The sequence below is a fragment of the Stenotrophomonas sp. MYb57 genome, from assembly GCF_002966815.1.
GTDB classification, from domain to species: Bacteria; Pseudomonadota; Gammaproteobacteria; order Xanthomonadales; family Xanthomonadaceae; genus Stenotrophomonas; species Stenotrophomonas indicatrix.
Genome location: NZ_CP023271.1, coordinates 4,627,501 through 4,630,000 on the forward strand (window position 1 = coordinate 4,627,501; position 2,500 = coordinate 4,630,000).

Annotated in this window: 2 tRNA genes and 1 rRNA gene (2 of these 3 running past the window's edge); all 3 read right to left on the reverse strand. The window is 52.8% G+C overall.

Annotated features, from left to right (window positions below):
• Window positions 1–2,134: ribosomal RNA gene (locus CLM74_RS21125) — 23S ribosomal RNA — on the reverse strand (it extends 747 nt beyond the left edge of the window).
• 226 nt (window positions 2,135–2,360) lie between these two features.
• Window positions 2,361–2,437, reverse strand: a tRNA-Ile gene (locus CLM74_RS21130).
• Window positions 2,438–2,463: 26 nt separating this feature from the next.
• Window positions 2,464–2,500 (reverse strand) — tRNA-Ala (locus CLM74_RS21135) (it continues 39 nt past the right edge of the window).

Sequence of the window (2,500 nt, forward strand, 5' to 3'; positions counted from 1 at the left end):
GCCACAGCTAGCGCCATGGTTTCATAGCCTCCCACCTATCCTACACAGACGAACTCAACGTTCAGTGTAAAGCTATAGTAAAGGTTCACGGGGTCTTTCCGTCTTGCCACGGGAACGCTGCATCTTCACAGCGATTTCAATTTCACTGAGTCTCGGGTGGAGACAGCGCCGCTGTCGTTACGCCATTCGTGCAGGTCGGAACTTACCCGACAAGGAATTTCGCTACCTTAGGACCGTTATAGTTACGGCCGCCGTTTACTGGGGCTTCGATCAAGAGCTTCGCCTTGCGGCTGACCCCATCAATTAACCTTCCAGCACCGGGCAGGCGTCACACCCTATACGTCCACTTTCGTGTTTGCAGAGTGCTGTGTTTTTGATAAACAGTCGCAGCGGCCTGGTTACTGCGACCCTCTTCAGCTATAGCTCGCACGAGCCACCAAAAAGGGTGCACCTTCTCCCGAAGTTACGGTGCCATGTTGCCTAGTTCCTTCACCCGAGTTCTCTCAAGCGCCTGAGAATTCTCATCCTACCCACCTGTGTCGGTTTACGGTACGGTCTGCGTAAGCTGAAGCTTAGGAGCTTTTCCTGGAAGCGTGGTATCAGCAACTTCGCCATAAAGGCTCGTCTCGGTGCTCGGTCTTAAAGGATCCCGGATTTGCCAAAGATCCAAACCTACCGCCTTTCCCCGGGACAACCAACGCCCGGTATGCCTAACCTTCTCCGTCCCTCCATCGCACTTACGCGAGGTGCAGGAATATTAACCTGCTTCCCATCGACTACGACTTTCGTCCTCGCCTTAGGGGCCGACTCACCCTGCGCCGATTAACGTTGCGCAAGGAAACCTTGGGCTTTCGGCGTGCGGGTTTTTCACCCGCATTATCGTTACTCATGTCAGCATTCGCACTTCCGATACCTCCAGCAGACTTCTCAATCCACCTTCAACGGCTTACGGAACGCTCCTCTACCGCGTACATATAAATATGCACACCCCAAGCTTCGGTTCTGTGCTTAGCCCCGTTAAATCTTCCCCGCAGACCGACTCGACCAGTGAGCTATTACGCTTTCTTTAAAGGGTGGCTGCTTCTAAGCCAACCTCCTGGCTGTCTGTGCCTTTCCACATGGTTTTCCACTTAGCACAAAATTTGGGACCTTAGCTGTGGGTCTGGGTTGTTTCCCTTTTCACGACGGACGTTAGCACCCGCCGTGTGTCTCCCATACAGTCCGTCTCGGTATTCGGAGTTTGCAATGGTTTGGTAAGTCGCGATGACCCCCTAGCCATAACAGTGCTCTACCCCCGAGAGGATACATATGAGGCGCTACCTAAATAGCTTTCGAGGAGAACCAGCTATCTCCGGGTTCGATTAGCTTTTCACTCCTAATCACAGCTCATCCCCGTCTTTTGCAACAGACGTGGGTTCGGGCCTCCAGTACCTGTTACGGCACCTTCACCCTGGCCATGACTAGATCACCCGGTTTCGGGTCTACTGCCCGCGACTATGCGCCCTTATCAGACTCGGTTTCCCTTCGCCTCCCCTATACGGTTAAGCTTGCCACGAACAGTAAGTCGCTGACCCATTATACAAAAGGTACGCAGTCACCCCTTGCGAGGCTCCTACTGCTTGTACGCACACGGTTTCAGGATCTATTTCACTCCCCTCTCCGGGGTTCTTTTCGCCTTTCCCTCACGGTACTGGTTCACTATCGGTCGGTCAGTAGTATTTAGCCTTGGAGGATGGTCCCCCCATGTTCAGACAGGGTTTCACGTGCCCCGCCCTACTCGTCTTCACTGAAATGGCCCTTTCAGATACAGGGCTATCACCTTCTATGGCCGCTCTTTCCAGAGCGTTTTCCTAGAACCAAATCAGCTTAAGGGCTAGTCCGCGTTCGCTCGTCGCTACTTACGGAATCTCGGTTGATTTCTTTTCCTCTGGTTACTTAGATATTTCAGTTCACCAGGTTCGCTTCCAGCAGCTATGTATTCACTGCAGGATACCCGCAAGCGGGTGGGTTTCCCCATTCGGACATTACCGGATCAAAGCTTGTTGCCAGCTCCCCGATACTTTTCGCAGGCTGCCACGTCCTTCATCGCCTCTGACCGCCAAGGCATCCACCGTGTGCGCTTATTCGCTTGACCATATAACCGCAAGTTGCCTTGGGTTACATATTTGACCTGGGGGTACAAAGCCCAGATACGAATATAACGACTCAATTAATAAGGAATCTTCCGATTCCCGCCTTAGCCTCACGACACGTCTGATAGATGTATCTCAAACGCTCGCTACGTCACAAGTTTTAAAAGAACACGTACCGGCCACAGTGCCGATGCGTATAAAGATCGATTGTATGCGTCATTCAGAGAATGGTGGGTCTGGGTAGACTCGAACTACCGACCTCACCCTTATCAGGGGTGCGCTCTAACCACCTGAGCTACAGACCCGGAAGACTCTTCCGGAACAGCTTAGATGGTGGAGCCTGTCGGGATCGAACCGACGACCCCCTG